Here is a 22,984-nt window from a genome sequence, read left to right as displayed (position 1 = left end):
TGGAATAGTATCCGCTGCATGTCTTCACCGGGGGCGCAGACCATCACCGTGCGCCATGATGGAACCGAACGGGTTTTCGATTCGAGCAAACCGATCACGATGGGCCGCGCGCCGGAAGTGACGCTGTTCGTCGACAGCCCGCTCGTCTCACGAGTGCACGCGACGCTGACCTGGCAGGGGAGTGCCTGGGTGCTGAACGACAACGGCAGCACAAACGGCGTTTTCGTGGATGCGCGCAGGCTCGGCCAGCCCGTTCCGATCGATCGGCCGACTCAGGTTCGGCTCGGTGATGCCATCAGCGGCCCACTGCTGCATCTGCTTCCCGCTGTCCCGTCGCCCCGGCAAGCCCGCACCCACTCGGCGGCGCCGGGCCACCACCAGCAACACCATCGGCAACCGCCCCCGTCGGGGCAAGTGCCGCCGTCCGGGCAGTTGCCGCAGAACGTGCCGTCACAGCAGCTCAATATCAATATGACGACCAGGGCCGACACCTCGTCACTGCCGCCGCTGCGGGCCAGACCGTCCACCTCGCAGATCGCCCGCGGCGACCGCCTGCCGCCCGGCGGCCTCGACATCGGCCGCACCACCGACAACCAGATCGTCGTCAACGATCCACTGGCCTCGCGCAAGCATGCCCGCCTCGTCGCAGCCAAGGAAGGGCTGACGATCGAGGACCTCGGTTCGGCGAACGGCACCTTCGTCAACGGCCGCCGCGAGCAGCGCACGGTGCTGCGCGAGCGCGACATTATCACCATCGGCAATATCGACTTCGTCGTCCAGCAGGGCACTTTGGTGCATCGGCAGAAGCCGGTCGCCGAGCAGGGCCTGCACGTGCACGGCGTCGGGTTCACCGTCGAGGGCAACAAGCAGCTGCTCGTCGATGTCAATATGCAGGCCGGACGCGGCACGCTGACCGCGCTGATCGGCCCCTCCGGCGCGGGTAAGTCGACGCTGTCCAAGCTGATCGCGGGCACCACCAACCCCTCCGGCGGTGTAGTCACCTTCGAAGGGCGCAACCTGCACGCCGAGTACGAGGCGTTGCGTTCCCGCATCGGCATGGTGCCGCAGGACGACGTGCTGCATCGGCAGCTCACCGTGCGTCAGGCGCTCGGCTACGCCGCGGAACTGCGCCTGCCGCCCGACAACAGCAAGGCCGATCGCCAGCAGGTGATCGACGGTGTGCTGAAAGAACTTTCGCTCACCGAGCACGCCGACACCAGGGTCGACCGGCTTTCCGGCGGTCAGCGCAAGCGTGCCTCGGTGGCGCTGGAACTGCTGACCGGTCCGTCGCTGCTGATCCTGGACGAGCCGACCTCGGGTCTCGACCCGGCTCTCGATCGCCAGGTGATGGTGATGCTGCGCGAGCTGGCCGACGCCGGTCGCGTTGTCATCGTGGTGACCCACTCGGTGGCCTGCCTCGACATGTGCGATCAGGTGCTGCTGCTGGCGCCGGGCGGCAAGACGGCCTTCTGCGGCCACCCGGCCGGGGTCGGCGGCGCGCTCGGCACCAGTGACTGGGCGGAGATCTTCGCCAAGGTCGCTGCGAACCCGGACCAGGCGTTCGCCGCCTACCGCTCCAGACAGGCGGCCGTGCCCCCGCCACCGCCGCCCGCGCAGACCGGGCATGTGGGCAGCCCACCACAATCCAGTGGTGGCAAACAGTTCTCCACCTTGGCGCGACGGCAGGTGCGCCTGATCTTCGCCGATCGCGGATATCTGGCGTTCCTGGTGATCCTGCCCTTCATTCTCGGTGTGCTGTCGCTGGTGGTGCCCGGCCAGAACGGCTTCCAGCGCGGCGCGCTCGCCGCGTTGCCGGACGGCACCTTCGCCCCGACCGGCGGCAGCGAGACCCAGCAGCTGCTGGTGGTGCTCATCCTCGGCGCCTGCTTCATGGGTTCCACGCTCACCGTGCGCGACCTGGTCGGCGAGCGCACCATCTTCTTCCGCGAGCGCGCGGTCGGACTGAAGCCCTCCGCGTACCTGATGGCGAAGATCGCCGTTTTCAGCGCCACGGCGTTCCTGCAGTCGGCTGTGCTCGTCGGCATCACCCTCGCCGGTAAGAAGGCGCCCGCCGAGGGTTCGGTGATCTCCAACGGCAGCGCCGAGCTGTACATCGATATCTCGTTGACGGCGGTCTGCTGTGTGGTCTTCGGCCTGCTGCTCTCCAGCCTGGCCAGGTCGAACGAGCAGGTGATGCCGATGCTCGTGGTGATGATCATGGCTCAGCTCGTGATGGCGGGCGGCCTGATCCCGGTCACCGGCCGCGTCGTGCTCGAGCAGCTGTCGTGGCTTTTCCCGGCCCGCTGGGGGTATGCCGCTGGGGCGTCGACGGTGAATGTTCGCGAGGTCTTCCTCAACGCGCAACCGGACACGCTCTGGCAGCACAAGTCCGACATCTGGGGATTGGACGTCGCGATGCTTGTGGCGATCACGTTGGTCCTGGCGATCTTCACCTGGCGCAGGCTGCGGCTGAAGAAGTCGGCGGCGTGAATCCCGCCGGTACCCGAGTCGGCGCCGACGCGCCGAGCGTGTCGGACGCGCACCAGGCACACTTATGCCTGTGACGGTGCGAGTAGGGGCGGTACATCTCGGTTGGGATGTGGTGTCCGTGGCTGCGGGCGGCGGTGGCACGCCGATCCGCCCGGTGCAGGTGGAAGGTACGTATACGCCGCCCGCGTATCTGCTGGCGGATGCGTCGGGGCGGTTGCACACCGCCGGGGTGGAGCGGCAGCGACCAGATCTAGGGATGGCCATCGCCGACGTGCGCGACATCCTCGGTCATCCGCAGATCGTGATCGCGGGCGCGACCTGGCCCGCGGAACTGGTGATGCGGGCGCGCATGTACAACCCGCTCGCGGCCGTCGGTAAATACCTGCGCGGTAAGCCCGACGTGGTGGCCCTGCCCTTCCCGGACGGCTGGCCAGACGAGAAGGTCGAGGTGTTCGCCGAGCTGGTCGAACAGCTCGACGTCACCGTCGAGCCGCTGCCGGAGAGTGTCGCGCTGTCGGGGTACGTGCGTGCGCTCGGGCTGGTCCGCGCGCCCGACGAGCGCAACCCGCTCGGTATCGGCGCCACCGGCGTGTACTCCGACGGCAGGACCATGCTGGTTGTCGCGGTGCACGGCGATGACGAGCAGCCGACCGAATCGGTCGACGTGATGGTCAACGCGGAATCGATGCGTGACGCCCGCTCCGCCGACAACGTGGTGATCGAGGTGATGGCAGCGGCCCGCTCCATCGGCGCGGACACCTCGACGGTGCTGCTGTCGGGGAATGTGTGCTTCAACGACGCGCTGCGGCTGGCCTTCCAGAATCATCTCGGGCACCGATTGCAGGTGGCCGATCATCCGATGCACGCGCTGGTGCTCGGCGCCGCGCACCTGCTGGCTACCGACAACGAAAACGGGGAGCCGGAATCGGCGGGCAGGCACGCGGAACCAGGCCCACAACGGCAGGCCGCGCCACAGCTATCGGGGCCACCTCCGGTGCAATCCGCGCAGTATCAGGCCGAAGCGGCTCAGCAGCAGGCTGTTGCGCCGCAACATCAGGCGGAGGCGCCGCAGCGGCAACCCGAACCGGCGCAGCGTCAGGACGAGGCGATGCATGGCCGTCCCGACCAGTCGCAGCCAGGACGGGACGCGGTCGTGCAGTACGGAGCCGGGTACCCGACCGCCGGGTCGCGGGATCCGAGCGAAGACGTGACCACCCGGGTCCCGTTCGAGGAGGTTCCCCGCGGACTGCCGCCGGGGCTGGCCGAGCTGGGCAGTCGTTTCACCAGACCGCCCGGCCAGCAGCCCGAGGAACAGCGGCCGCAGGGCGCGCCGCCGTCACCAACGCCGCCGCCCAACGCGGGACCCGGCGCCCAGGTGCCGCCGCTGGGTCCGCGTCACCCGTACGTGTCACCGCAGACCGGCCCGGAGCAGGTCCAGCCCGGGCAGTGGCAGCAGCCGCCGCCCGAATTGGACGATGACGGCAAACCGCGCAAGGGCAAGCGATGGAACAAGCTCAAAGACAACCTGTTCGGCGCGAACGTGGTGCTCGGCGCGCTGGCGCTGGCTGTCGTGGCCATGTCGTCCGACGGTGAGCAGGCCGGTCCGGCGGTGCTCGCATCGGCTCCCTGCACGTCTACCCCGCAGATCACCAACGAGCACCGGCAGGGCATCGCCTCGGCGCGTGGACTGGAGAGCGGCGGCGCGGCGGTGGACGCCGACGAACCGGACTGCGCACAACCGAGCATCGACACCCTGCGTTTCGTGGTGCCCGGCCAGCCGGGCATCAGCGACCCCGGTCCGCCCATCACGATCTGACCGGTTTCGGTTCGCGCTACCCCGGCTGGTATCGTGGCCCGTTGGCGTGTGGAATGTTCGTCGAGGTCCGGGTCTCCACCGGCCGCCGGAATCGCCTCGACCGCACGCTTGGCCGGCAACACCGACTACAGACAGGGAAGCACTGTGCCTACGTACAGCCCCAAGGCTGGTGACGTGACCCGCAAGTGGTACGTCATCGATGCCACTGACGTAGTGCTCGGCCGTCTTTCGGTCCAGGCAGCGAATCTGCTGCGTGGCAAGACCAAGCCGACCTACGCTCCGAACTTCGACGGTGGCGACTTCGTCATCATCATCAACGCCGAGAAGGTTGCCATCAGCGGCAACAAGAAGGCGGACAAGCTGATCCACCACCACTCCGGGCACCCGGGCGGCCTCAAGTCGCGCACTGTCGGTCAGGTGTTGGACACCCGCCCCGACCGTCTCGTGGAGAAGGCCATCAAGGGCATGATCCCGAAGAACAAGCTCGGTAACGCCATCGCGAGCAAGCTGAAGGTCTACGCGGGCCCGACGCATCCGCATGCCGCTCAGCAGCCCATTCCGTTCGAGATCAAGCAGGTGGCCCAGTGACCGCGCCCGAGGAATACACCGAAGAATTCGCCGAGGAGACCGTTGCCGAAGACGGCAACGTCGAGGTCGTCGACGAGGAATACGGCTACGAGGCCGAGCCCGCCACCTTCGCCCCGATCGTGATCGACCGTCCGGTGCAGACCGTCGGCCGTCGCAAGGAGGCCGTGGTTCGCGTGCGTCTGGTGCCGGGTTCCGGCAACTTCGTGCTCAACGGCCGCACCATCGAGGATTACTTCCCGAACAAGGTGCACCAGCAGCTGGTCAAGTCGCCGCTGGTGACCGTCGAGCGGTCGGAGTCCTTCGATATCTTCGCTCGCCTCGTCGGTGGTGGCCCCTCGGGTCAGGCCGGTGCACTGCGTCTGGCGATCGCCCGCGCGCTGATCGAGGTCACCCCGGACGATCGTCCCGCCCTCAAGCGGGCCGGCTTCCTCACGCGTGACCCGCGTGCCGTCGAGCGCAAGAAGTACGGTCTGAAGAAGGCCCGTAAGGCGCCTCAGTACTCGAAGCGCTGATTTCGGTCACGTCGGCCGCCGTCTTCCGCCATCCTGGTTGTGTCGGAGACGGTACGGTCGGCGCGGCACCTGTGCGAGAGCAGGCTTCCAGCACGGCTGGGCGCCTGCTCTCGTGCTGTATCAACAACTTGCGGCGTTTGCGGGGCCCGGCGCGGTGACACAGGCTGCCGAATCCGGGGCCCGTCGCGTACGCCGCGGAGCAACCGCTGAGGGGCGAGGCATGGGACGTTTGTTCGGCACCGACGGAGTCCGCGGGCTCGCCAACGAGTCGTTGAGTCCGGAACTGGCACTGCAGATTTCCGGTGCGGCCGCGCAGATCCTGAGTCGCGGCAAGAAGCGCGCGCTCGCAGTGGTCGGCCGTGATCCGCGCGCCAGCGGCGAGATGCTGGAGGCCGCGGTGACCGCGGGCCTGACCGCCGCGGGCGTGAATGTGCTTGCGGTAGGTGTGCTTCCGACACCCGCCGTCGCCTATCTCACCGGCCTATACGACGCGTGCCTCGGCGTGATGATCTCCGCCTCGCACAATCCCATGCCGGACAATGGAATCAAGATCTTCGCCGCGGGCGGGCACAAGCTCGACGACGCGATCGAGGACCGGATCGAAGCGCTGATCGCCGAGGCGGCGCCGGTGCGCCCGACCGGCGCCGCTATCGGACGGGTGATCAACGCGTCCGGCGCGCGTGATCATGGTCTGGTCATTCCCGATCAATACAGCGTGGCGGGCACCCACGAACGCTACGTCGAGCATCTGGTCGAGGCGACCGGGCAGGATCTGTCCGGGCTGACCGTCGTGGTGGACTGCGCCCACGGTGCGGCCTCCGAAGTGGGTCCGGCCGCCTACCGCGAGGCGGGGGCGACGGTGATCGCCATCAACGCCGAACCCGACGGCCTGAACATCAATGACGGTTGTGGATCGACGCACCTGGACCAGGTCAGCCGTGCGGTGCGTGAGCACGGCGCGGATCTCGGCATCGCGCATGACGGCGACGCGGATCGCACCCTGGCCGTCGATGCCGACGGCGCGGTCGTGGACGGCGACGCCATCCTGGCGATCCTGGCCCTTGCCATGCACGAGGCGGGTGAGCTGGTCGAGGACACTCTCGTCGCCACCGTCATGAGCAACCTCGGTCTGCACATCGCCATGCGCGAGGCCGGAATCACCCTGCGCACCACCGCGGTAGGGGACCGCTACGTCTTGGAAGAATTGCGCCGTGGCGGGTTCAACCTCGGCGGCGAACAGTCCGGCCACGTGGTCTTCCCCGACTTCGGCACCACCGGCGACGGAATCCTGACCGGGCTGAAACTGATGGCGCGGATGGCGCGGACCCGCCGCACTCTCGCCGACCTGGCGTCGGTGATCCACACGGTGCCGCAGGTTCTGATCAACGTCCCGGTCGCCGACAAGTCGCTCGTCGCCAACGCGGCCGAGGTCCGCGAGGCGGTGCTGGAGGCCGAGCGGGTGCTCGGCGACTCCGGGCGAGTCCTGTTGCGTCCCAGCGGCACCGAATCACTTGTCCGGGTGATGGTCGAGGCCACCGATCCGGTCCGAGCGCAGCAGCTCGCCGACGATCTCGCGAAGCGAGTAGCCTCCGTCTGATATCGGCCTGCGTCGTACTCGGAGGTCCGCATCATCGGCGCATCGATTCCTCGCGCACCGGGGCGGTCGGCAAGCCGTAACCGCTGCCGGTCAGTCCTCGGTGAGTCGACCGTTGTCCATGCGCCAGCGGCGGGTGGAGTGGACCGAGTCCAGCATGCGGCGGTCGTGGGTGACGAGCAGCATGGTGCCGGTGAAGGATTCGACGGCCTGCTCCAGTTGTTCGATAGCGGGCAGGTCGAGGTGGTTGGTCGGCTCGTCGAGGACCAGCAGGTTGACGCCGCGGGCTTGCAGCAGCGCCAGTGCGGCGCGCGTGCGTTCGCCAGGGGAGAGGGTTTCGCAGGCACGCGTCACGTGCGCGCCGCGCAGGCCGAACTTGGCGAGCAGGGTGCGGACCTCCGCGTCCGGCCAATCGGGCATCTCGATACCGAAAGTCTCTGCCAGCGGGGTGTTTCCGCGGAACAGGCCGCGAGCCTGGTCGACCTCACCGATCTCGACACCGGACCCGAGTGCGGCAGTTCCGTTATCCGGCTGGAGCTTTCCCAGTAGCAGCGCGAGCAGCGTCGACTTGCCGGATCCATTCGCGCCGGTCAACACGATGCGATCGGCCCAATCCACCTGCGTGGTAATCGGACCCAGTGTGAAATCGCCGCGCGTGAGGGTCGCGTTCGACAGGGTGGCGACCACCGATCCGCTGCGGGGCGCCGCGGCGATCTCCATCCGCAGCTCCCATTCCTTGCGTGGCTCTTCCACCACGTCCAGTCGCTCGATGCGGCGCTGGGTTTGGCGGGCCTTGGCGGCCTGCTTCTCGGTGGATTCGGCGCGCATCTTGCGGCCCGCTTTGTCGGAGTCGACCTTCTTCGGGTCGCGCGTCTTGCGGCGGGCGTTGCGGACGCCGTGCTCGAGCCAGTTGCGCTGCATCTGTGCCCTGGCCTCGAGACCGGACTTGGTGTCCGCGTAGTCGTCGTAGGCCTCGCGGGCGTGCTGGCGGGCGATCTCGCGCTCCATCAGATACGACTCGTAGCTGCCGTCGTAGTCACCGACCTGCTGCTGCGCGAGATCGAGCTCGATGATCCGATTCACCGTGCGCGCCAAGAACTCCCGGTCGTGGCTGATCACCATGAGCGGTTCGCGCACGCCGGTCACGAACTGCTCCAGTCGCGCTAGTCCGTCCAGGTCCAAGTCGTTGGTCGGTTCGTCGAGCAGCAGAATGTCGAAGCGGGACAACAACACCGAGGCGAGTCCGGCCCGCGCCGCCTGGCCGCCGGAGAGTCCGGTCATGGGGGTGTCGAGGCCGCTCGCGAGGCTGTCGGCAAGGCCGAGGTCGGCAGCGACTTCCTCGGCGCGCTGATCGAGGTCGGCGCCGCCGAGCGCAAGCCAGCGCTCCAAGGCGGGCGTGTAGTCGTCCGCACCGCCGTCGGCAAGACGCTCGGCGGCGGAATCCATCGCGCGTTGCGCCGCGGTGACTCCGGTACGGCGGCCGAGGAATTCGAGCACGGTCTCGCCGGGGACGCGTTCGGGTTCCTGCGCCAGGTATCCAATGGTGGCATCGGGCGGGCTCAGCGTGATGCTGCCGGTGGCGCTGGTTCGGTCGGCCAGCATGCGCAGCAGCGTCGACTTGCCTGCGCCGTTCACCCCGACCAAACCGATCACGTCGCCGGGTGCCAGGGTGAGATCCAGGTCTTCGAACAGGGTGCGTTCGCCGTGGCCCGCGGACAGTCCGCGCGCATGCAGAGTGGTGCTCACCTGCATAGTCTGCCGTGCCCGCTTTTCCGGTCGGATCGGGGTTGGACCCTGAGGGCGGGCCGGGGAGAAATCAGGGTCGGGATCGGTCATGGGACCGATGTGCCCACGAGCGATTCCGCGCAGAGTGGAGAGCACCGAGATCGACACAGGAGAGAGAAGACCATGACCGCACCCGCTCGCCGCCTCACCCGCTCCACCACCGACAGCTGGATCGCCGGCGTCTGCGGTGGCATCGCCGAATACTTCGGCTGGAACGCCAATGTCGTCCGGCTCCTTTTCGTGCTGTCCTGTCTGCTTCCCGGTCCGCAGTTCATCGTCTATCTGGTGCTGTGGCTGATCATCCCCAAGAAGTGACAATCCTCAACAAGTAAGGCCGGGAGGCTGCGTCGGGGACTCGCGGATGACAGGATGGAGCGACACCCGCCATTCGGGTGAAATGCCGCACTGTCACGCGAGTCCCGATGAGGAGGAGTCATGGTCACCTCGGGCGAATTCCCGGGCCTGGATCTACCGGGCGTCGACGCATCCTCCTCGCTGGAAGGTCTTGGCCCGGTAGAGCTGCACCACCCCACCCAGGACATCGACGGCGACGGCGCTCTCGACACCGTCACCACCTCCGGCCCCGAAGCGATGCAGGTCTGGTCGGACTATGACCACGATGGCGTCGCCGATCAGGTCACCGTCGTCGAGAAAGACGGCGATTACGCGGCATGGGAGTTCCACCACAACCCGGATGGGACCTCGGGGTGGGTGCGCACCGATCACGGGAAGATCGGTAAGTAGAGCCGGAGCTGTGCGTCCTCTCGGGGTCAGAGCAGATCCGCGCGGGGATGGCTGGTTGTCGCCGATCGCGCTGCCCAGTAGATTTTCCTGCACGCGACCTCGTCTGAGGCGGGGGCGGATCGGATGGAACCGAACGTGGGCCAGACGCGTCGAAGGAAGTATGGCGGTACTGGCGACCAGCGGTGAATCCGGCGGCGCGGTGCACGCGAAGGAAAGGGAGGGTGCAGATGAGCAGCACGCCGAGCCGGGCATCCATGCTCGGTGTCAGCACTGGTGAGTTGGGGAAACTAGCCAGCGATATTCGGACATCGGCAGACGTGGTGCAGACCCAATCGAAACGCGTGACCGACCACATGTTCGGCGTGGGTAACGACGAAGCCGGCCGAAACTATTCGCAGGAGGGGATTGCCGTTCATGGGGGTTTCGAGAAGATCGGTAATTGGCTCGAGAACTGGTCAGAGGCGTCGACCGCAATTGCCGATTCGGTCGGAGCTGCGGTGGTCGTCTACTCGACCACGGTCGAAGAGCATGCGAAACAGATCGCCGCAGCGGACGACAAGAAATAGCACTCCGACGAACTCGGAATTGTGAGGGGCCGGCACCGTGGCATACGAATATGCTGGTAAGAAGATCGATGACATCCTGGACTATGGTGTGCACGGTCTGGAGTACTGGCGAAAATTTCTTCCGCTCTACGAACAAGCGTTCAATAGTGGGCCGGGCCAGTTCGGTGATCTGAACAAGCTGCAGGCGAAGTACGACGAGCAGCGCCGTATGGATCTGCCCAAGCTGGAAACCGCGGCCTGGGAATTGACCATGGCATTGAACGAGGCGGACGGACAGCGTAGCGCCCAGCAAGGCCAACTCACCAGCATGGCCGCCATGTGGCAGGGCGAAGCGGCCACCGCGGCGACAACCATGATGGGTGACCAGCTGAAGCTTGCGCTCGACGATATCAACAAGGCGCGAGTTGCGGCCGTCGCCATCGCGGCGATGGTGGAACCGTTGCGAAAGTCTGTCTACACGAAGGCCGACATTACGCTCGGGCTGCTCGAAAATGGGGCAAACGGGGTGCGTGAGATCAAGATCCGCGGTAGGACCCCCGAAGATATCGAGTTGATGATCGATGTCCGCAGCGCTACCGAATGGATCAGTGATGATCAGATTCGAAAGCTGGATAGGGTTTTCGAAGACCTTGACGTACGAAGCGGAAATCTAAACGATCAAAACTATATAAGCGCCGGAATCGGACAGAAGGCGTGGCAGGCTTGTGATAACTGGATCAAGGATGTATTCAAGAAAGATGTAGAGGACAAGCTTGTCCGCTATAACGCGGCCTGCGAGACGACCGACAAGCTGTTCAAGGATCAGTATCAGATTGCCGTGAAGGCAATGAATCAAGTCGCCGAAGTTGCTTATCCGAGGCCTGCTGCTGCGCCTTCGGACACGCCGAGTACCCCAGGCACGCCTGGTACGCCCGGTACGCCGGGTACCCCTGGTACGCCGGGTACCCCTGGTACGCCGGGTACCCCTGGTACGCCGGGTACCCCTGGTACGCCGGGTACCCCTGGTACGCCGGGCACCCCCGGTACGCCGGGCACCCCCGGTACGCCGGGCACTCCGACAACCCCCGCCAGCACCAATCCGACTTCTACGAATCCGACGTCGACCAACTCGCTACAGGGTCTCGCGTCCCTCAGCCAGGTCGCGAGCACGCTGTCGCCGATCGCGACACAGCTCGCGAGCGCGGCGAGTCAAGGACTGACCTCGCTGAGCGGCACCATCAAAGAAGGTCTCGACCAGGCGCTGCAGCAGATCGAGAAGACGATCGATCCGACCAAGGCCGAGGATAAGGACGGGGACGGGAAGCCCGACGAGAAGCCCGACGACAAGAAGGACGGCAAACCAGCGGCCGAATTCGACCTGGCAGGCAAACACCTGAAGTTCGAGATGGGTCCGGACGGTCAATTGAAAGCGGTCGTGACCGACGCGGACGGGAAGCCCCACGAGTACAGCGTGAAGCTGGACGAGAAAGGGAACCCGGTCATCTCCAGCGGGGAGCCCGAGGGAGAAGACGGGAAACCGGCGTCACCGCCGGGGGACAACCCCGGCGGTCCTCCCGGTGACTCTGGCAGCCAGGGGCCGGGCAGTTCTCCTGGCAACTCGGGCGACCCCGGCGCTCCTGCAGGCCCCGCGGCCCCAGGAGGTAGTACGCCGCCGGAGAACCCGAATCAGCCCGGTGTTCCGACCGGTGCGCCGCCACCGCGGCGGGAAGAAGACGGTGAGCACCGCCCGTCCCCTATGTCCGCGCCCGAAGGACAGCAACCGCCCTTCGACAGCGGTGCCGAATTGGCGGAGGCCGGGCCACTGTGACGCCGGCCGAGTGCGCTGAAAATCCGTGACTACCAAGGAGAGCCGGGATGGTTGACTACGTCGCCGAAGTCGAGCGCATTGCCGAGGAGAGTCTTCGACGGATGTCGGTACTTCGGGAAGAACTCGAGGAGATCAAGCAGGAGACGGCTCGACGAGACCAAGAATTCTCGGCGAATCTGGCCACCGAGATGAGTCAATTCTGGCAGGAATACGCCGAGACCGAAGAGGCCGCTCGCGCCGAGGCCGAAGAGAAGGAACGTCTCGAGGCCGAAGCTCGCGAGCAGCGGGAGGCGATCGCGCGGTCGATCGCCGCTCGCAAAGCGCACGAACTCGTCACCCCCGTGGACGAGGATGACGATCCGGAGGGCGAGTACTACCGCCGCAAGAGCTGGCTGATCTGACCCACGGAGAGTTTCGGCTTCTTCTCCTCGTCCCTGGGGGCGTCGGGGTCGATGACCGTGGTGTGCGGGATGACCGCCTCGGGGTCGGCGAAGGGGGCGTAGGTCTTGTCGCCGAGGAGTTTGTGGAGCAGGTAGCCGGTGAGCAGGGCGCGGGTGGTGCGGTCGGTTTTCGATTCGTGCCTGCCCGCGCCGAGGGCGGCAAGGGCGCGGCGGCCTTCGATGATGCCGTTGTGGGAGGCGCCGTCGAGCTGGCGCAGGACAACGGGGCCGGCCCAGGCGGCGGCGAGCGGTATGGCGTTGGAACTGACGGAGTCGATGTCGGTGGAGCCCGCCAGGATCAGGGCGGGGGTGTCGATGTCCGGGGCCAGAGTCTCGGCGGTGGGTGCGGTGGGCGCCGGATAGAGCGCGGCGACCGCGGCGACCTTGCGCTGCGCGGCGGCGATGACCGCGGCGCCAGCGCCCATGGCATGACCGGCGAGGGCGAGGCGGTCGGGGTGCACGCTGATCGTGCCGTCACCGAGCCGGACACGAGTGCAGATATCCAGCGTGGTGAGCAGGTCGGCGGCCAGGCCCAGATGTGACGGAATCGGCCCGCGCTCGGTATCGGGGGCCGCCGCCACGAAACCCCAGGACGCGAGGTGCTCGAGTAGCCCGCGATAGTTCGAAGCGCTGGTCAGCCAGCTGTGGCCGAACGCGACAGCGGGCAGGCTCAGCCCCGATTCAGGCGTGTACACCACCCCGGGCTGGCCTGCGATGGCCAGATTGCCGCGCAGCACCCGATGCGGGCCTTTGCTGGTCAGGGTGCTCAGAAGTGATTTCACAGACGCCGACACGACGAGAACGTTATCCGATAAGTACTCTGGTGAGCCATGTGCGGAATCGTGGGGTACGTCGGGTACCGGGATGCCCTCGGCATTGTCGTTGACGCGTTGCGCCGCATGGAATATCGCGGATACGACTCGGCCGGGGTCGCGATCCTCGGTGGGTCGGGCGCGATCGCGGTGGAACGCAAGGCGGGTCGCCTGGCGAATCTCGAGGCGGAACTGGCCGAGAACGGCGTGGCGCGCTTCGCGGGCGCCACCGGTATGGGCCACACCCGCTGGGCCACCCACGGCGCGCCGACCGATCGCAACGCGCACCCGCATCGTGACGACAGCGGCAAGGTCGCCGTGGTGCACAACGGCATCATCGAGAACTTCGCGCCGCTGCGTCGCGAGCTCGAGGAGGCAGGCGTCGAGCTGCGCAGCGACACCGACACCGAGGTCGCCGTGCACCTGGTCGCCCGCGCGTATGCCGCGGGCCCGACCGCCGGTGATTTCGTGGCGAGCGCGCTCGCGGTGCTGCGCCGGCTGGAGGGCGCGTTCACGCTGGTCTTCACCCACGCCGACCACCCGGACCGGATTGTCGCCGCGCGGCGCTCCACCCCGCTGGTGGTGGGTGTCGGCACGGGCGAGATGTTCATCGCCTCCGACGTCACCGCGTTCATCGAGCACACTCGCGAAGCCGTCGAATTGGGTCAGGACCAGGCCGTGGTGATCACCGCCGACGGCTACCAGGTCACCGACTTCGACGGCAACGACGCGAACGAGCGCACCCGGCCGTTCACCATCGACTGGGATCTGGCCGCCGCGGAAAAGGGCGGCCACGACTACTTCATGCTCAAGGAGATCGAGGAGCAGCCCAGCGCTGTCGCGGACACCTTGATCGGGCATTTCACGCTCGACGAGACCGGTTCCGGCCGGATCGTGCTCGATGAGCAGCGCCTCGCGGATCAGGAACTGCGCGACTTCGACAAGGTCTTCGTCGTCGCCTGCGGCAGCTCCTACCATGCCGGCCTGCTGGCCAAGTATGCGATCGAGCACTGGACCCGGCTGCCCGTCGAAGTGGAGCTGGCCAGCGAATTCCGTTACCGCGACCCGGTTTTGGACCGGTCGACGCTGGTAGTGGCGATCTCGCAATCGGGGGAGACCGCCGACACGCTGGAGGCGGTGCGGCACGCGAAGGAGCAGAAGGCGCGGGTGCTCGCGATCTGCAACACCAACGGCGCGCAGATCCCCCGCGAGTCCGACGCGGTGCTCTACACCAGGACCGGCCCGGAGATCGGCGTCGCGTCCACGAAGGCGTTCCTGGCCCAGGTGGCCGCGAACTACCTGGTCGGGCTGGCCTTGGCGCAGGCGCGCGGCACCAAGTATCCGGATGAGGTTGCCCGCGAGTTCGCCGAGCTCGAGGCGATGCCGAGGCTGGTCGAGCGGGTGTTGGAGACGGGGCCGCAGGTCCGGGCGCTGGCCAGGCAGCTCGCGCACGTCCCGACGGTGCTTTTCCTCGGCCGCCACGTCGGCTACCCGGTGGCGCTGGAGGGTGCCCTCAAACTGAAGGAATTGGCCTACATGCACGCCGAGGGCTTCGCCGCGGGCGAGCTCAAGCACGGCCCCATCGCTTTGATCGAGGACGGGCTGCCGGTGATCGTGGTGATGCCGTCCCCGAAGGGGCGCGCCGTGCTGCATTCCAAGCTGCTCAGCAATATTCGCGAGATCCAGGCCCGCGGCGCGCGCACCATCGTGATCGCGGAGGAGGGCGACGACACGGTGCGCCCGTTCGCCGACGATCTCATCGAGATCCCCTCGGCGCCAACGCTGTTCCAGCCGCTGCTCTCGACCGTCCCGCTGCAGATCTTCGCCGCCGAGATCGCCCAGGCCCGCGGCTACGACGTCGACAAGCCCCGCAACCTGGCCAAGTCCGTCACCGTCGAATAGGCGAGCGCCGCAGATCTTTCTCGCAGATGAATCCGGCGGCGATCGGGGATCGCCGCCGGAGCCGGGGAGGTGGGTCAGGGGTGTCCTGCGGGCACCAGTGCCTCGGCCGACGTGGTGGGTTCCCGCCGGGTGGCGGCGCGTTCCATGCTGCGTGACAGCACGGCGAGTGCGAGTGCGCTCAGAGCGAGGATGACGCCGACCCAGTTGGGAGCGGTGTAGCCGAAGCCTGCCGCGATGACCAGGCCGCCGAGCCAGGCGGCGAGTGCGTTGCCGAGGTTGAAGGCGCCGATATTGACTGCGGAGGCCAGGGTCGGTGCGCCTGCGGCTTGGTCGAGGACGCGTTTCTGGAGCGGCGGCACGGTCGCGAAGCCGAGGGCGCCGATCAGCACCACGGTGACGGCGGCGGCGGGCTTGCTCTGGGCGGTGAGGGCGAAGAGGGCGAGCACGGCCGCGAGGGAGCCGAGTGCGACATACAGCATCGGCATCAGGTGGCGGTCGGCGTAGCGGCCGCCGATCAGGTTGCCCGCGAACATGCCGATGCCGAAGAGCACGAGCAACCAGGTGACGGAGGAATCCGCGTAGCCGGTCACCTCGGTCATCATCGGGGCGAGGTAGGTGATCGCGGCGAAGACGCCGCCGAAGCCGAGCACCGTCATCGCCATCGCGAGCAGGACCTGCGGATTGCGGAACACGGCGAGCTCGTTGCGCAGCCGGGCGTCTTGTGGCGCCGGCTGCTCGGGGACCAGCGCGGCGACGCCGATCAGGCCGATCAGCCCGACCAGTGCGACCACGAGGAAGGTGAGCCGCCACCCGAAGTGCTGGCCGAGCAGGGTGCCCAGCGGTACGCCGATGACGGTGGCGACGGTGAGTCCGGTGAACATGGTGGCGATCGCGCCTGCCTTGCGGTCCGGGTTCACCAGGCTTCCCGCGACGACCGCGCCGATGCCGAAGAAGGCGCCGTGTGCGAGCGAGGCGACGATTCGGCCGGTCATCATCAGGCCGAAGGTCGGTGCGGCGGCCGACAATATGTTGCCCGCGACCAGCAGCAGCAACATGCCGAGCAGCATGCGCTTGCGGGAGACGCGGGTGCCGAGCCCGGTCATCAGTGGTGCGCCGACCACGACGCCGAGGGCGTACCCGGTCACCAGCAGGCCCGCGGTCGGGATCGACACGGCGTAGGTGTCGGCGATGTCGGGGAGCAGCCCGACGATGACGAATTCGGTGGTGCCGATTCCGAATGCCCCGAGGGTCAGAGCCAGGAGTGCGAGTGGCATGGGTGCAGCCTCCACTTGTTGTTGCGCCGGAGCTTTACAGGCGTCAACAATAGTTGCAGACGCGCGTTAATTGCAAGCGCGGGCTATTGCGGAACTCGTCTATTCTGGAACCGCGACCACGACGCAGGAGGAACACCATGACCGCGGATGCCGCTCTGACCGGCCTGGCAGATGGCTGGTACGCACTGTCGCTGCTGCATGATCGGATCGAGGCGCATATCGAGCGTGCGCTGCAAACCGGTCATCAGCTGAGCGTGCGCGAGTTCTCTCTGCTGGTCGTGCTCAGCCGTCAGCACGAAGGGCCCGGTGGCCATCTGCGCATGAACCAAGTCGCCGACGCCGTCGTGCTCAGCCAGAGCGCGACCACCCGACTGGTGTCCCGGCTCGAAGACCGAGGCCTGCTCACCCGGTATCTGTGCGCTGACGACCGCCGCGGCATCTATACCGATGTCACCCCACCGGGCTTGGAACTACTCGAGCAGGCGCGCCCCACCCACGACGCGGCGCTGTCGACCGCATTGGGTCAAGCCGCCGCCGACCCGGAGCTCGCGCCACTGGTCGCCGCTGTGGAGGCTATGAACACCGCGTCGACAGCGGGCCGGACAGTCGAGGTGTCCGGGCCGGTGTGAGCAGCAGCTCGCTCGACGAGCTGCGCGCCGAGTTCCGAGCCGGGGCCGGTTGGCCGGGCCACAGGCATATCCGGTGGACTCTTCCTCGCATCGCTCGGCTCAGTCGGGGCAGTCGGCATACACCGCCCCGCTTACTCCAAAAGCGTCCGCTGCGAGCGGGTCTCGCGCTATTCGACGGTGACGCTGCCGCGCATCTGCGGGTGCAATGAGCAGAGATAGCGGTAGTTGCCCGGCGCGGTGAAGGTGTAGCTCCACTCGCCCTTGTCGAAGATGGGGCTGTTCAGGCCCATCGCCCGGTCGCCGATGCCCTGCACGTTGTGCGGCACGCTGTCGCTGAATTTCCAGGTCACGGTGTCGCCGACCTTGACGGTGACCTCGGTGGGGGAAAACTTCATGTTGTCGGCATCGACGGTCGCCGCGGCGGACTTCTTTTCGCCGGGTGCGGTACTCGACGCGGCGGGCCCGGCCGGCCTCGTCGTGGCCGGGGCGGCGGATTTCGGCTCGTCCGAGCCGCAGCCGGACAGCAACATCGTCGCGGCCAGGCCGAGCCCGGCTACGACCTGAGTGGACCTCGCACGGCTGACCATCGGCATGACGGCCAAGCGTAGTCTGCTGACGGTGCGGGCTTGCGCGGTGCCTGTGCGGCCGAGCCTGATCAGCAGCAGTGCCCGAGCAACGCAGTGGAGGCGAGCATCCATGTCCACCCAGCGGGGATTCTTCACCGCCGACGAAGTGCGGGCGGCCGAAGCCGAACTGTTCACCCGAGTCCCCGACGGCGTACCGATGCAACGCGCCGCGTACGGCCTGGCGACCGTTGTCGCGGGCGAGTTGCGGGCGCGGACCGGGGGGATCGCCGGGCGGTCGGTGACGCTGCTGGTCGGCTCCGGTGACAACGGCGGCGACGCGCTGTGGGCGGGCTCGATGCTGCGCCGTCGCGGTGTTGCCGTCACGGCTGTGTTGCTGAATCCCGAACGGGCACATGCCCAAGGGCTGGCTGCGCTTCGGAAGGCAGGCGGTCGGGTCCGCGACGCCGGTGGTGCGAGAACATCGACGTCGAGTCTGCGCGGCGAGGTCGGCGCGCCGGATCTGGTGATCGATGGCATTGTCGGGATCTCCGGCCGTGGTTCGCTGCGTCCGAACGCCGCGCAACTCGTTGCCGCGCTCGACGCGCCGATTGTCGCCGCGGATCTGCCCAGCGGTGTCGACCCGGACACCGGTGCCGTCACCGGCCCCGCGGTCCGCGCGGATGTCACCGTCGCCTTCGGCGCCTACAAGCCGGTCCATGCGCTCGCCGCGCCGTACTGCGGGCGAATCGAACTGGTGCCCATCGGTTTACGGCTGCCCGAGCCGAACCTCGCGGCGCTGGATCCGGCGGCGGTCGGCGCGCTATGGCCGGTACCGGGACCGCTCGACGACAAGTACACGCAGGGCGTCACGGGCGTCTGCGCGGGCAGCGGCACGTATCCGGGTGCGGCCGTGCTGTGCACCGGCGCGGCCATCGCCGCGACTTCGGGCATGGTCCGCTACGCCGGAACCGGCTCGGCCGATGTCCTCGCGCATTTCCCGGAAGTGGTTGCCGCCCAGAGCATCGCGGACACGGGTCGAGTCCAGTCCTGGGTATTCGGCCCGGGCGCGGGCACCGACGCGGACGCACACAAACGACTCGCCGAAGTACTCGCGACCGACCTTCCCGTCGTCGTCGACGCCGACGGTCTCACCCTGCTCGCCGCCGATCCCGATCTGCTCGGCGGACGCTCCGCACTGACCGTATTGACCCCGCACGCAGGCGAATTCGCGCGTCTGACCGGACACGAGGTGGGGCGGGACCGGGTCGCCGCGGTCCGCGCGCTGGCCGATTCCTGGCAGGTCACCGTGCTGCTGAAAGGCCGCGCTACCCTCGTCGCCGCCCCTGAGGCACCAGTGCTCGTCAACGAGGCAGGCGGCTCATGGGCCGCCACAGCGGGCGCGGGCGACGTCCTCTCCGGCATCATCGGCGCCCTCCTGGCCGCGGGCCGGGACCCGGCCTGGTCCGCCGCGGCCGCCGCCCGCGCACACGCCCTGGCCGCCAACCTGGCTGCCCACGAAAACCACCTCGCCGGAGCTCCCACCTCGGCAACCCCGCTCCTACAGCACGTTCGACCGGCCATCCGCACCCTCCGCGCCTTCGCCCTCGGCGAATACTGACTGCTGCGGGAAACTCGCGGCCGCAGCAAGTTCGGCCGCTGCGCCGCACACTCGGTGCGCTGTGCTCGTTGTCCCCCGAGGCCCGGCAGCGCAGCCGCGTCGACGCCGGACTCCGACTGCTCACAGCGACGCCCCAGTCCGCCAGTGGCCGATGATCTGGTGATCAGGTGGCTTCCCGCCACGCTGATCAGGAACTTCGATCGCGCGGGGTCACTCAGGTGCTGTGTGGGTGACCGAGGTGACACCTGCTTTGGTGAGAACGTGGGTAATCCTCAGCTGGTACGCCGAGAACTCGGCCAGGTGTTCGACCGCGGGCCCGCAATGGCACGATCGATGCACACCACGACGGCAGATGACGCGGAGAGGCGGACAAGCGTGAATGCGCAAGTGGAGGCGGTTGTCGACCTGAGTGCCATTGCGCACAACGTGCGGATCCTGCGCGAGCATGCCGGTGATGCCGCGGTGATGGCTGTGGTCAAGGCCGACGGCTACAACCACGGCGCGGTCGAGGTCGGGCGGGCCGCGCTGGAAGCGGGTGCGGCCGAACTCGGTGTCACGACGATCGATGAGGCCCTTCAACTCCGTGCGGCGGGCATCACCGCGCCGATTCTGTGCTGGCTCAACAACTCCGACGCCGACTTCGCCACCGCCGTCGCCACCGATATCGAACTCGGTGTCTCCTCGCTCGCGCATTTGCGGGCAGTCGAGGCCGCGGCGCGCGCCACCGGTCGGACGGCAACAGCGACGGTGAAGGTCGACACCGGTCTCAACCGCAACGGCGTCTCGGCGCTGGAATACCCGCAGGTGCTCGCGGCGCTGCGCGGGCTTGTCGACGAGCAGGTGGTGCGCTTGCGGGCGATCTTCTCCCACCTCGCGCACGCCGACGAGCCACATCATCCGATGATCGATGTGCAGCGCGACCGCTTCCTGGAAGCGATCGCGACCGCCAAAGAACACGGCTTGGAACCGGAACTGGTGCATCTGGCGAACTCGGCCGCCACGCTGACCCGCCCCGACCTGGTTTTCGACATGGTGCGCCCCGGTATCGCGGTGTACGGCCTATCGCCGGTTCCGGAGATCTCCGATTTCGGGTTGCGCCCCGCGATGACATTCCAGGCCAGGGTCGCCCTGGTGAAACAGGTCGCCGCGGGCGAGGGCGTCTCCTACGGGCACGAGTGGGTCGCACCGCGGGACACCACCGTCGCGCTCATCCCGGCCGGCTATGCCGACGGTGTGTTCCGCAACCTCGGCGGCCGGTTCGCGGTCGCGCTCGGCGGCGCGCAGTACCCCAATGTCGGGCGGGTGTGCATGGACCAGATCGTCGTCGACCTGGGTGACAACGCGGCGGGTGTCGCGGAGGGCGACACCGCTGTCCTGTTCGGAGCGGGACAGGACGAACCACGCGCACAGGACTGGGCGGACGCGCTCGGCACCATCCATTACGAGATCGTGTGCTCCCCGCGCGGTCGCGTGGTCCGGCGACACGTCGGCGGCCTCAGATGAGACAGCAGAAGCCGGCGGGCCGTCGCATCACGATCCTGCGTGGCGGGCTGGCGACCGCGGGCGTCGTCGGCGCCCTCGCCGGTACGCACGCGTTGCGCAGAATGGGTGCCAGAGTGCTCTGGCCCGCGCGCCGCGACGAATACCGCGACGAGAACTTCGCGCTGTTCGACGACGACCGCTCCGGCGCGGTGCTCACCGAGGACGGTGTGCGGCTGGCCACCCGCGAATGCGGTCCCGTAGCCGCTCCGGTCACCGTGATCTTCGTGCACGGCTTCTGCAACACCATGGAGTCTTTCCACTTCCAGCGTCGCGATCTGGAAAAGCGCTGGGGCGCAAGGGCTCGGCTGGTGTTCTTCGATCTGCGCGGGCACGGCGGCTCCGGCACCCCGACCACCGAGAGCTGCACCGTCGCCCAGCTCGGCCGCGATCTGGCCGCGGTCATCGAGGCCCGTGTGCCGACCGGTCCCGTCATAGTGGTCGGCCATTCGCTCGGCGGAATGGCGGTGCTCGCCGCGGCCGCGCAGTTCCCGGAGCTGTTCGCGGCGCGGGTGATCGGCATCGGGCTGCTGTCCACCGCCGCGGCGGAGGTCACCTCCGCCGGGATCGCCCAACTTCTGCGCAACCCGGCCGTCGACGGTTTCCGGCTCGTCGTGCACACCGCGCCCGCACTGGTTCAGGCGGGCCGCGCCACCGCACGGCATGTGATCGCCCCGATCCTGCACGTCAGCTCGTATCACGGGCCGGTGAGCTCGACGCTGTCGCGGTTCACCACGATGATGATCGATCGGACCGCGGTCGAGACGATCGTGAAATTCCTGAAAGCGATCGAACTGCACGACGAGTCGGCGGCCTTGCCCACGCTGGCGCACCTACCGGTGCTGGTGCTTGGCGGCACCCACGATCTGGTGATCCCGTTCCGCAATTCCCGTGCGTTGGCCGCGGCGCTGCCCAACAGTGAACTCGTCCGGCTGGACGACGCCGCGCACATGGCGCACCTGCAATACCCGGATATCGTCAACGCCGCACTCGACCGGCTGCTCGTGCGCGCCGGTGCTATCGAACACACCGCAACCGAATCGGAGGTCCTCGGTGGCTGAACGGCAACAGCGCGTCCTGCCCACCGTCGCCGACACCGAGGCATTCGGCCGTGAACTCGCGGCCCAACTCGGCGCAGGCGATCTGGTGGTGCTGGACGGTCCGCTCGGCGCGGGCAAGACGGCGCTGACCCGTGGCATCGCGGCCGGACTCGGCGTCCAGGGCCGAGTCAGTTCACCGACCTTCATCATCGCGAGGCAACACCGCGCCGGGCAGCGCGAAGGCGCCGCGCCGGTGCCGCTCGTGCATGTGGACGCCTATCGACTCGGCGGCGACCTGGACGAGCTCGACGCCCTTGACCTCGACACAGATCTGCATCAGGCGGTCGTCGTGGTGGAGTGGGGCAGTGGTGTCGTGGAACACTTGGCCGAGCATCACCTGTATGTGTTGCTGTCGCGCGAACCGGATTCCGAGGTGCGCACGGCGATCTGGGAATGGGTGCACTGATACATGGCCGCGGCCGAGGTTGCTCTCGAGTAGCTCCGCACCGGCCGCACCTACCAACCGGTATCGTTAGGTCAATCATGCTTGTACTAGCCGTCGACACCGCGACACCTGCCGTTACAGCGGGATTGGTGGAACTGGAGCAGGTCGCCGCTAGCGACTTGTCGCAGGTCGCTCGAAACAACACTGCCGCTGGGGTGCGCACCCTCGCCTCCCGTGTGCGGGTCGATCCCCGCGCGCACGCCGAGGTGCTCACGCCGCAGATCCTCGAATGTCTCACCGAGGCAGGCCGTTCCAGGACCGATCTTGCCGCCGTGGTGGTCGGCATCGGTCCTGGCCCGTTCACCGGACTACGGGTCGGGATGGCAACAGCCGCCGCATTCGGCGACGCGCTGGGGCTGCCGGTGTACGGGGTGTGCAGCCTCGACGCGATCGCCGCCGACGCCGCGGCCGACCTGACACCGGGCAGCGAGCTACTCGTCGTCACCGACGCGCGCCGCCGCGAGGTGTATTGGGCGCGCTACCGCGACGGCGTGCGCGTCGCAGGACCCGATGTGAGCAAGCCGGGCGACCTGGATGCGGCGCACGCCACAGTGATTGCCGGATCGGCCTCCCATGTCGACTTCTTCGATCTGCCCGTGCTGCCCGTGGAGACCCCGTCCCCGGCTGGGCTGGTGCAGGCGGCCGCCGCCGAGCTGCTCGCGCATGCCGTGCCGGAACCGTTGGTCCCGCTGTATCTACGCAGGCCGGACGCGGTCGAACGCAGCTACCGCACGCTCGACCGGACGGGAGCGTGACG

Annotated in this window: 21 protein-coding genes; 17 read left to right on the top strand and 4 right to left on the bottom strand. The window is 67.8% G+C overall.

Features of this window, described 5'->3' with window-relative positions:
* Nucleotides 1-18: 18 nt before the first annotated feature.
* From ACFU4Z_RS01400 to glmM, 5 genes are all read left to right on the top strand, one after another.
* A complete protein-coding gene (locus ACFU4Z_RS01400; protein ID WP_379058675.1) occupies nucleotides 19-2,490 on the top strand; it encodes an FHA domain-containing protein in 2,472 nt (823 codons plus the stop codon).
* Nucleotides 2,491-2,554: 64 nt separating this feature from the next.
* Nucleotides 2,555-4,306 (top strand): hypothetical protein, encoded by a 1,752-nt coding sequence (locus tag ACFU4Z_RS01395; RefSeq protein WP_379058672.1) that lies wholly within the window; start codon nucleotides 2,555-2,557, stop codon nucleotides 4,304-4,306.
* Between the two features lie 144 nt (nucleotides 4,307-4,450).
* Complete coding sequence (gene rplM, locus ACFU4Z_RS01390; RefSeq protein ID WP_366529262.1) at nucleotides 4,451-4,894, top strand: 50S ribosomal protein L13; 444 nt, start codon at nucleotides 4,451-4,453, stop codon at nucleotides 4,892-4,894.
* Entirely contained in the window at nucleotides 4,891-5,406 is a 516-nt protein-coding gene (gene rpsI / locus ACFU4Z_RS01385; RefSeq protein WP_379058668.1) for a 30S ribosomal protein S9, read from the top strand. Before rplM ends, rpsI begins: the two co-directional genes overlap by 4 nt.
* A 220-nt stretch (nucleotides 5,407-5,626) precedes the next feature.
* Nucleotides 5,627-7,003, top strand: a complete 1,377-nt coding sequence (glmM, locus tag ACFU4Z_RS01380; RefSeq protein WP_379058665.1) for a phosphoglucosamine mutase — start codon at nucleotides 5,627-5,629, stop codon at nucleotides 7,001-7,003.
* Between the two features lie 90 nt (nucleotides 7,004-7,093).
* On the opposite strand, the gene ACFU4Z_RS01375 is transcribed toward glmM, so the two are convergent.
* Nucleotides 7,094-8,752, bottom strand: coding sequence for an ABC-F family ATP-binding cassette domain-containing protein (locus ACFU4Z_RS01375; RefSeq protein ID WP_379059291.1), 1,659 nt, complete (start codon nucleotides 8,750-8,752; stop codon nucleotides 7,094-7,096).
* A 156-nt stretch (nucleotides 8,753-8,908) separates the two neighbouring features.
* Between ACFU4Z_RS01375 and ACFU4Z_RS01370 the strand changes: the two genes are divergently transcribed.
* The 5 genes from ACFU4Z_RS01370 (at nucleotide 8,909) to ACFU4Z_RS01350 (ending at nucleotide 12,303) form a co-directional block, all read left to right on the top strand.
* The gene (locus ACFU4Z_RS01370) at nucleotides 8,909-9,100 is read left to right on the top strand and encodes a PspC domain-containing protein (RefSeq protein ID WP_379058662.1); all 192 of its coding nucleotides are present in this window, start codon (nucleotides 8,909-8,911) and stop codon (nucleotides 9,098-9,100) included.
* Between the two features lie 120 nt (nucleotides 9,101-9,220).
* Entirely contained in the window at nucleotides 9,221-9,529 is a 309-nt protein-coding gene (locus ACFU4Z_RS01365; protein WP_379058659.1) for a DUF6802 family protein, read from the top strand.
* A gap of 227 nt (nucleotides 9,530-9,756) precedes the next feature.
* A complete protein-coding gene (locus ACFU4Z_RS01360; protein WP_379058657.1) occupies nucleotides 9,757-10,095 on the top strand; it encodes a hypothetical protein in 339 nt (112 codons plus the stop codon).
* A gap of 37 nt (nucleotides 10,096-10,132) precedes the next feature.
* Nucleotides 10,133-11,902, top strand: coding sequence for a hypothetical protein (locus ACFU4Z_RS01355; protein WP_379058655.1), 1,770 nt, complete (start codon nucleotides 10,133-10,135; stop codon nucleotides 11,900-11,902).
* A gap of 47 nt (nucleotides 11,903-11,949) precedes the next feature.
* Nucleotides 11,950-12,303, top strand: coding sequence for a hypothetical protein (locus ACFU4Z_RS01350; protein ID WP_379058652.1), 354 nt, complete (start codon nucleotides 11,950-11,952; stop codon nucleotides 12,301-12,303).
* Here ACFU4Z_RS01350 and ACFU4Z_RS01345 read toward each other — a convergent pair.
* Nucleotides 12,276-13,136 carry a dienelactone hydrolase family protein gene (locus tag ACFU4Z_RS01345; protein WP_379058649.1) on the bottom strand — a complete coding sequence of 287 codons (861 nt, stop codon included), beginning with the start codon at nucleotides 13,134-13,136 and terminating at the stop codon, nucleotides 12,276-12,278. The two genes, ACFU4Z_RS01350 and ACFU4Z_RS01345, sit on opposite strands and share 28 nt — an antisense overlap.
* Nucleotides 13,137-13,172: 36 nt before the next feature.
* Here ACFU4Z_RS01345 and glmS point away from each other — a divergent pair, with 36 nt between their 5' ends.
* Nucleotides 13,173-15,056, top strand: coding sequence for a glutamine--fructose-6-phosphate transaminase (isomerizing) (gene glmS, locus ACFU4Z_RS01340; protein WP_379058647.1), 1,884 nt, complete (start codon nucleotides 13,173-13,175; stop codon nucleotides 15,054-15,056).
* Nucleotides 15,057-15,130: 74 nt separating this feature from the next.
* On the opposite strand, the gene ACFU4Z_RS01335 is transcribed toward glmS, so the two are convergent.
* Nucleotides 15,131-16,330: an MFS transporter gene (locus ACFU4Z_RS01335; protein ID WP_379058644.1), complete on the bottom strand. Its 1,200-nt coding sequence runs from the start codon at nucleotides 16,328-16,330 to the stop codon at nucleotides 15,131-15,133.
* 137 nt (nucleotides 16,331-16,467) lie between these two features.
* Here ACFU4Z_RS01335 and ACFU4Z_RS01330 point away from each other — a divergent pair, with 137 nt between their 5' ends.
* On the top strand, nucleotides 16,468-16,959 hold the full coding sequence (locus tag ACFU4Z_RS01330) for a MarR family winged helix-turn-helix transcriptional regulator (RefSeq protein WP_379058641.1): 492 nt from the start codon (nucleotides 16,468-16,470) through the stop codon (nucleotides 16,957-16,959).
* A 167-nt stretch (nucleotides 16,960-17,126) separates the two neighbouring features.
* Here the strand turns inward: ACFU4Z_RS01330 and ACFU4Z_RS01325 are convergent, their stop codons facing one another.
* Nucleotides 17,127-17,657: a cupredoxin family copper-binding protein gene (locus tag ACFU4Z_RS01325; RefSeq protein WP_379058638.1), complete on the bottom strand. Its 531-nt coding sequence runs from the start codon at nucleotides 17,655-17,657 to the stop codon at nucleotides 17,127-17,129.
* On the opposite strand from ACFU4Z_RS01325, the gene ACFU4Z_RS01320 reads away from it, so the two are divergent.
* The 5 genes from ACFU4Z_RS01320 to tsaB all read left to right on the top strand — a co-directional run bounded on the left by ACFU4Z_RS01320 (nucleotide 17,656) and on the right by tsaB (nucleotide 22,982).
* Nucleotides 17,656-19,143 carry an NAD(P)H-hydrate dehydratase gene (locus ACFU4Z_RS01320; protein WP_379058635.1) on the top strand — a complete coding sequence of 496 codons (1,488 nt, stop codon included), beginning with the start codon at nucleotides 17,656-17,658 and terminating at the stop codon, nucleotides 19,141-19,143. The two genes, ACFU4Z_RS01325 and ACFU4Z_RS01320, sit on opposite strands and share 2 nt — an antisense overlap.
* 333 nt (nucleotides 19,144-19,476) lie before the next feature.
* Nucleotides 19,477-20,646 carry an alanine racemase gene (gene alr, locus ACFU4Z_RS01315; RefSeq protein WP_379059290.1) on the top strand — a complete coding sequence of 390 codons (1,170 nt, stop codon included), beginning with the start codon at nucleotides 19,477-19,479 and terminating at the stop codon, nucleotides 20,644-20,646.
* Nucleotides 20,643-21,743 carry an alpha/beta fold hydrolase gene (locus ACFU4Z_RS01310; protein WP_379058633.1) on the top strand — a complete coding sequence of 367 codons (1,101 nt, stop codon included), beginning with the start codon at nucleotides 20,643-20,645 and terminating at the stop codon, nucleotides 21,741-21,743. Before alr ends, ACFU4Z_RS01310 begins: the two co-directional genes overlap by 4 nt.
* On the top strand, nucleotides 21,736-22,188 hold the full coding sequence (gene tsaE / locus ACFU4Z_RS01305) for a tRNA (adenosine(37)-N6)-threonylcarbamoyltransferase complex ATPase subunit type 1 TsaE (RefSeq protein ID WP_379058631.1): 453 nt from the start codon (nucleotides 21,736-21,738) through the stop codon (nucleotides 22,186-22,188). Before ACFU4Z_RS01310 ends, tsaE begins: the two co-directional genes overlap by 8 nt.
* Nucleotides 22,189-22,265: 77 nt before the next feature.
* Nucleotides 22,266-22,982 (top strand): tRNA (adenosine(37)-N6)-threonylcarbamoyltransferase complex dimerization subunit type 1 TsaB, encoded by a 717-nt coding sequence (gene tsaB / locus ACFU4Z_RS01300; RefSeq protein ID WP_379058628.1) that lies wholly within the window; start codon nucleotides 22,266-22,268, stop codon nucleotides 22,980-22,982.
* The last annotated feature ends 2 nt before the right edge of the window (nucleotides 22,983-22,984 follow it).

The organism is Nocardia sp. NPDC057440, assembly GCF_042802915.1.
GTDB lineage: Bacteria > Actinomycetota > Actinomycetes > Mycobacteriales > Mycobacteriaceae > Nocardia.
Note: the sequence above shows the minus strand (reverse complement) of the source record. Positions and strands in the feature narration are given on the sequence as shown.